Consider the following 6,761-nt stretch of genomic DNA (forward strand, 5'->3'; position numbering starts at 1 on the left):
GCGGGCGCTGGCCTCGCCGGTCATGCCGCCGCAGGCGCCGCAGTCCAGGCCGGTGGCGTGCGGGTTGTTGACCACCGTGCTGCCGTGGCCCACCAGCAGCACCAGGCGGGCGAAGTTGCCGGTCATGGACATGGCCTTGAGGATGCCCTCCGCCAGCGGTACGCGGTCGGCCGTCGGGATGCCAATGCTGTCATGCGCATGATGGTGCCCGCAGGCGCCGTGGTGCGGGGCGTCTAGCGTCGGGCCCACGCGCCGCTCGGTGGCTTCGTCCAGGTGCAAATCATCGGGTGCCGTCACCGGTCGGCCCCAGCCGAAGCTGTCGGCGATGATCTTGGGCGCGTAGAGCAGCAGGCCCGCGGCCTCGACGAAGCTGAAGCAGCTGGAGGCGCCCATCTTGAAGGCCTTCCAGGACTTCAAAATGCCGGTGCGGCGGCGCTGGGTGGCGAGGGCCTCTTCGGCTTCCTCTTGGTCTGCACCTTGGACGGCGGAGCAGACCTTGTAGGTCGGCGTCAGCAGCACGGGCATGTGCGAGCGCGGCTCCACGGCGCCCAGCGGCACGTGCTCGATCGGCACGCCGAAGAAGCCGGCGAAGCCGAGCGTCTGCGCCTTTGGGCAGACGGTCTCGAAGGCGCGGCGGATGATCTCCGAGCGCACATCGATGCAGAAGGCCGCCTGCACCGCGGGACGGGTGGCCGGCGTCTTGCCATCGCCGCCGGCCGCGAGCTGGTCGATGAGCCGCCGCTGGTACCCCTGCCCCAGGGCGGTGGGCAGCCCATGCTCCACCTCGGCGTCGTTGCCGCCGGTGCGCGGGCGGTCACCGCCGACACCGACACCGGCGCCGGTTTCGCCGCGGCCGAGCCGTGCGCAGATCTCCCGCCAGCGGGGGCGGATGGTCGGCGTGGACTTGTGCTCGTAGAGCAGCATGTCCCAGGCGAGGCGAATGGCCAGCAGCTCGACGATGGTGTCGTCCGAGCCGCCGTTCAGCTCCGCCTCCCAGCGCAGGAGCCGCGTCCAGGCCGCCCAGCCGCCGATGTCCATCAGCGCCGCGTGCATGTAGTCCAGCGCCGCCGTTTCCGGGAGGCCGAGCCGACGGATGGCCGAGGCGATGCAGGCCCGCGGCGACTCCGGCAGCGCCTTGACCCGGGCGCGCATGCCGTCCTGGCCCATCATGGTGAGGCTGTAGTCCAGGGACGCGAAGCGCCGCCAAGACGCGTACAACGACATGCCCTCCCAGGGCCGCTTCCAGGTGGCCTGTCCCATGTCGAAGTAGGCCGCGCAGTGGTGGCTGATGCGCTCCACCACGAAGCTGGACCAGTCGTCGGCGTCCAGCTCGTCCACCAGCGCCGTCAGCAGCGGCACGCCGCCGGCGGGGCCCTGGCGCTCCGCTGCCGCGGCATCGCGGATCTGCTGCGGCGTGAGCTTGCTGCCGCAGAGGCAGCCCGCCTCGCACAGGTCGTCATCGGTGATGCGGCCCGCCTCGAGCTGCTCGTGATACCAGCTGCGGGGCATGTACATGCGTGCATCGGCGATGCGCCGCAGCGTGGCCGCTGCCTCCTCGAAGCGCTGGTCCACCAGGCCGTGGAAGGGGTTCACGGCGACGAAGCGGTCCAGCGGCCACACCGGCGCGATGCGGTTGCAGGCGGCCTCGATCTGTTGCGCCAGCTCCGGCGTCACGGGGTCGGCGTCCGCCGGGGACAACGGTGCATAGCCTTCAGCCGTCGCTTCCTTCGGGTGCTGCTCCAGGGTTTCGTCGTCGAAGCGCAGGTCTTGCGGGTTCATGGCTCCTAACCTCATTCAATTCGGTTGCAACGAAGGGTTGATGCCGATCAGGCGGCGGCCGGGGCGGCCGTCATGGGCTGGCGGATGGGCCAGAGGCGCACGATGAGCCGGGTCACCAGCACGTCCACGTAGAGCCCGTTGTAGAGATGCACCTGGATGGCCTGGCGCAGCGGAGCATGGAGGCGGGTGAACAGGTGCTGCAGCGTGATGAGCCCGACGAACACGGCGACGATGGCAATGCTGAGCCAGAGCTCGAAGGCGCCGCCCATGGTCTCCGCAGGCCGGACGCTGCCGATGAGCGCGTGCTCGAAGGCCGCGTGCAGCCCGAAGTACGCAAAGCACACGAAGGCGCCGATGGCCGTGGCCCGGATCAGGAGCCTCGCGTTGTCCTCCAGCACCAGGGCCTGGAGCAGGAGCTGGGCGGTGGCAATCGCCACGATGGCACCGGTGACGATGAGCGCCGGCTGATGGCTCGGGTCCACGCCGAAGGCGAAGCCCGCGACGAGCGCCATCAAGATCGCCCCCTGGAAGGCCACCAGCCAGTGCCAGGCCTCGGGTGCACCGCCCTTGAACTTCAGCGCCGGCGCCCGGAAGCCGTCGACGCTGCTGCCGGAGGCCAGGAAGGCATGGGCCTTATAGAGCGAGTGGGCCACCAGGTGCAGCAGCGCCAGGCTGTAGAGGCCGAGACCCGCTTCCATCAGCATGAAGCCCATCTGTGCGGACGTGGACCAGGCCAGTGACACCTTGATGCTGGTCTGTGTCAGCATCACGAGGGATGCCACCGCCAGGGTCACCAGGCCAACCACGGCGAGTGCCTCCAGCGCACCGCCCGACACCGACATCACCGGGCTCATGCGGATCACCAGGAAGGCGCCGGCGTTGACGATGCCGGCGTGCAGCAGGGCGGACACCGGCGTCGGCGCCTCCATCACCTGGATGATCCAGCCGTGGAAGGGGAATTGGGCGCACTTGAGGATGGCGGCGAGCGCGATGAGCCAGGCGGCGACTTCGAGCCCCAGCGGCAGCGGGCCCTCGACGGTCTCCATGGCCGCGAACAGCGTCGCGAAGTCCAGCGTATGCACCGAGGCGCCGATCAGCAGCACCGCGATGAACAGGCTCGCGTCGCCGATGCGGCTGAACACGAACTTCTTGTGTGCCGCCATCTGCGCCGCCCGGCGCTCCGGGTAGAACAGCAGCAGCCGGTGCAGGTTCAGGCTGGTAGCCATCCAGGCCAGTGCGAACATCAACAGATTGCTCGACACCAGCAGGGTCAGGATCGCCGCCAGGGTGAGCATCAGCCACTTGTGGAAGTGGCCCTCGCCGGCGTCACCCGCCATATAGGTGCGGGCATAGGTGGTGACCACGGCGCCCACCAGGGATACCAGCGTCAGCATGATCACCGTGACGGCGTTGACGAAGACGCCGATGGCGAAATCGCCGATGCCGAAGGGCAGGCCGATGGCGAACAGATTCAGCGTCTGGGCGCTGCCGAAGCCTGGCGCGGCGGCATAGCTCGCGAAGGCGATGACGGCCAGCGCGAAGGCGCCCCAGGCGACTCCGGTGGCCAGCTTGGCCATGGTGGCGCCATGGCGGTCGGCGGTGTCACGCGGCACGAAGCCGGTGAGCCAGAGGATCACGGGTGCCGCCAGTGCGGCGGCGGTGGTTAGCGTGAAGGCGGTCGCAGACATGGTCTCCTCCTCGTTGAATCCCCGTTTCCCGGGGCACGGAGCGAAACATAGCCGCCTACGTCACTTAGACAAGACTGAAGATTTCGATTAAGTGGATAGTCTTTGATCTATGTTTTTCGGCCGCCTGCCTGTGAGCTCAGCATTGGCGCGGTTTATGGGCTTTGTGCATTGCAGCAATGCGGTGCTCGGTTTTCCGTATTGCGAAAACTGCCGCGGGTCGTGGAAACGCCGGTGTTGTGGAGCGCATGGCGGACTCAGGCAATTTCCCAGTCTTCCACGCGCAGTCCAACCACACGCGAAAACTCACCGGAGTTGTTAGTCACCACGATCGGGTCAGCAGGCCGCAAACTGCGATTGGAGGTCCACACCATGTGGCTCATCGACGCCCTCGCCGAGAAGAAGATCCAGGAGGCCATCGAGCGTGGGGAGCTGGACGACCTGCCGGGCGCCGGCCGTCCGCTGCCGGAAGACGATCTTTCCCGGGTCCCTGAGCACCTCCGCGCGGGCTATCGGCTGCTCAAGAACGCCGGTTTCCTGCCGCCGGAGCTGCGTGGCGCGGCACAGCTCAAGGAGGCCGAGGATCTGCTTGGGCGCATCGAGGACCCAGCCGTCCGCGCAGGCGCCCAGCGCCAGCTCCGGCTCCTGCAAATGCGGCTCCGCGAGACACGCGGACATGGGCTGGACCCTGGCTTGCTTGCGGAATTTCAGGCGCAGCTGGAGCGGTTGGACGGTAGCTCTGACTCGGGCGCGCGGTAGCCTTCAGTGAGTGTCGGAGGACGGCGGATCGGCTCAGCACCTATTTCGGGGACGGTAATCTTAATTCCATCATGGGCCGTCACATAGGCAGGTGTTAGATTCTGGTTACCGTCACCGTAATGCTATGAGCGCTAGGCTCCGCGAGTTGCGCTGTGGTGATAGCTGGCAGATTTTGCGCATTGTGAAACTCATTGCTCATTGCGGAAGACGGCGCGCGACTTCAGTTTGAGCGCATGCCGCAGCATCGCTGCCGCGGCCCGCTTTGCAACCCAATCAACCTGGAGCCCTGCCATGTCCGCCGTCCTAAGCGCCGACGCCTTTGACCCATCCGAGCCCCCTGCCGGGTCTGTCCCCGGCTTCTGCGAGGGGATGCTGTACTTCAAGGAGGCGGATGCGCATGACGCTGAGCACGCTGCCGAGCCCGTGATCGCCGAGGGAGAGACCGCCATCGGCGACATCGACGCCGCCGCCGTTTACCAGACCCGGCTCGCCGCGGATGCGCTGCGTTACACCACATTGCAGCTCTGTGCTTCCAAGCAGTCCGGGCACCCCGGCGGCTTCGCGAGCTCGGCGGACGCCGTCGCCGCGCTGATGCTGCTCGGGCACAAGAACATCGTGACGGAGGTTGGCCACCATGCGCCGGGCTTCTACAGCGCCATGTTCCTGGACGGTTCCCTCACCGGCATGGGTATCGAGACCATGACCGATCTCCAGGCGCGCTTCCGTGAGCGCGACGGGCTGCTCGGGCACCTGTCCGGCGCCATCCCGGGCCTGCTTGCCCCGGCAGGCCCGCTCGGCCAGGGCCAGCACTTCGCCATGGCCGGGGCCTATTTGCATCCGGACAAGCTCTTCCCCTGCACCATCGGCGACGGCGGCCTGGGCGAGCCCTATGTGCTGAGCGCGATGAAGCACTTCCACACGGCCTATCCGGACATCACCAACTTTCTGCCGGTGCTGGTGTGGAATGGCTACAGCCAGGAGCACCACGCCATGGTGTCGCTGATGGACAACGCGGCCATGACCAACCTGTGGCGAGCGCACGACTTCGAGCGCGTGATCCTGGTGGATGCGAAGGACTACGACGACGCCGGTCAGCCCGGCGCCTACGTCGACAGCACCCGTTTCGGCGACGCCGCCCGGGATGCCTTCACCCGCGCCGTGCTGGAGGCGATGCGCGAGGCGGCCGACGCCGCCATGAGCGGCACGCTCACCGTCGTCATCATCAAGCAGCTCAAGGGCGCCGGTGTGCATGCCCATGGCGCCAAGTCCCACAACCTCTACCCAGGCGACACGGCGGAGAAGCCGGCCATCGCCGAGGCACTGCAACGCGGGGCGCTGTCGCCGCAGCAGTGGGCCCTGGTGCGGCAGAATCTTTCTCGTGCCGGCGGCGGACCGGCCGCCGAGGTGGCGGTCACCGAGCACGAGCGGACGCTGGATGCCATCGGCACCCTGCCGATGCAGGACTTTCCGGTGGGCGAGAAGGCGGTGCCGTCCACGGCCATGGCGGAGATGGTCGCCGCGCTCGGCGAGCGCGACCCGGCTTTCATCGTCAGCAACGCCGACGGCACCGAGGCAAGCGCCATGAAGGTCATCAACCAGCGCCTGCACATCCGCCATCCCACCGCAGACGACCTCTACCACCAGGGGCCGAGCGGCCAGGTCTACGAGCCCCTGTCCGAGGACGCCTGCGCCGGCCTCGCCGCCGGCATTGCGCTCTTCGGCGGGCGCTCGCTGTGGCTGAGCTACGAGTCCTTCGCCATCAACGGCTGGCCCATCGTGCAGACGGTGGGCCAGGCTATGGCGGAACTGCGTCGTAAGACGCCGGCGGTGGTGAGCATGTTCACCGCCGGCGCCCTGGAGCAGGGCCGCAACGGCTGGACCCACCAGCGCCCGGAGATCGAGAACTACATCGGCGCCCAGATGCGCAACGGTAACGTCTACCTGCTGTATCCGAGCGACGCCAACATGATCCAGGCGGCCTACGCTTGGGCGGTTCAGCAGTCCAACAAGGCCATCAGCATCGTCGCCAGCAAGTCTGCGCTGCCGGTGTACACCACGCCGGTCCAGGCGGAGCAGGCCATCAACGACGGGGCCGTCAGCCTGTACGAGTCGGACAGCAGTGACGGCCCCCTGGTGATCTTCGCCATCACCGGCGACATGGTGCTGCTGCCGGTGTTTGCGGCCAAGGACCAGCTGGAGGCGGCGGGCAAGCGCGTGCGCATCGTCGCCGTCGCCAACCCGCGCCGGCTGTTCCGCCCGGGCGACGTCGCCTGGCAGCACAGCGCCGAGGCGGACGGCGCCTTCATGGATGATGCGGCGTTTGCGGGCCTGTTCGACGGCGATGCGCTGCTTGCCGTGAGCGGCGGCGGCAGCACGGCCTTGGAGCCAGTGCTGCTGCGCACCAAGGCGCCGGCGCGGGACCTCATCGCCTGGCAGCGCGGTGAAACCACCGCGAGCCCGGCGGAGATCATGGCATTCAACGGCATCACGGGCGAGGCGCTGGTCGGGCGTGCTGAGCGACTCTTGGGGCGTTAGCTT

4 protein-coding genes are annotated in these 6,761 nt (G+C 67.9%); 2 read left to right on the forward strand and 2 right to left on the reverse strand.

Annotated features, from left to right (window positions below; translation table 11 throughout):
* Both I6U14_RS15235 and I6U14_RS15240 read right to left on the reverse strand, forming a co-directional pair.
* Positions 1 to 1,779, reverse strand: a 1,779-nt coding sequence (locus I6U14_RS15235) for a putative inorganic carbon transporter subunit DabA (RefSeq protein ID WP_296900373.1), incomplete at its 3' end; no start/stop codon positions are given.
* 47 nt (positions 1,780 to 1,826) lie between these two features.
* Entirely contained in the window at positions 1,827 to 3,467 is a 1,641-nt protein-coding gene (locus tag I6U14_RS15240) for an NADH-quinone oxidoreductase subunit L (RefSeq protein WP_296900374.1), read from the reverse strand.
* A 369-nt stretch (positions 3,468 to 3,836) separates the two neighbouring features.
* Between I6U14_RS15240 and I6U14_RS15245 the strand changes: the two genes are divergently transcribed.
* Both I6U14_RS15245 and I6U14_RS15250 read left to right on the forward strand, forming a co-directional pair.
* Positions 3,837 to 4,223, forward strand: a complete 387-nt coding sequence (locus I6U14_RS15245; RefSeq protein ID WP_296900375.1) for a DnaJ family domain-containing protein — start codon at positions 3,837 to 3,839, stop codon at positions 4,221 to 4,223.
* Positions 4,224 to 4,514: 291 nt separating this feature from the next.
* Entirely contained in the window at positions 4,515 to 6,758 is a 2,244-nt protein-coding gene (locus I6U14_RS15250) for a phosphoketolase (protein WP_296900376.1), read from the forward strand.
* The last annotated feature ends 3 nt before the right edge of the window (positions 6,759 to 6,761 follow it).

Source organism: Thiohalocapsa sp., assembly GCF_019695415.1.
Classification (GTDB): domain Bacteria; phylum Pseudomonadota; class Gammaproteobacteria; order Chromatiales; family Chromatiaceae; genus Thiohalocapsa.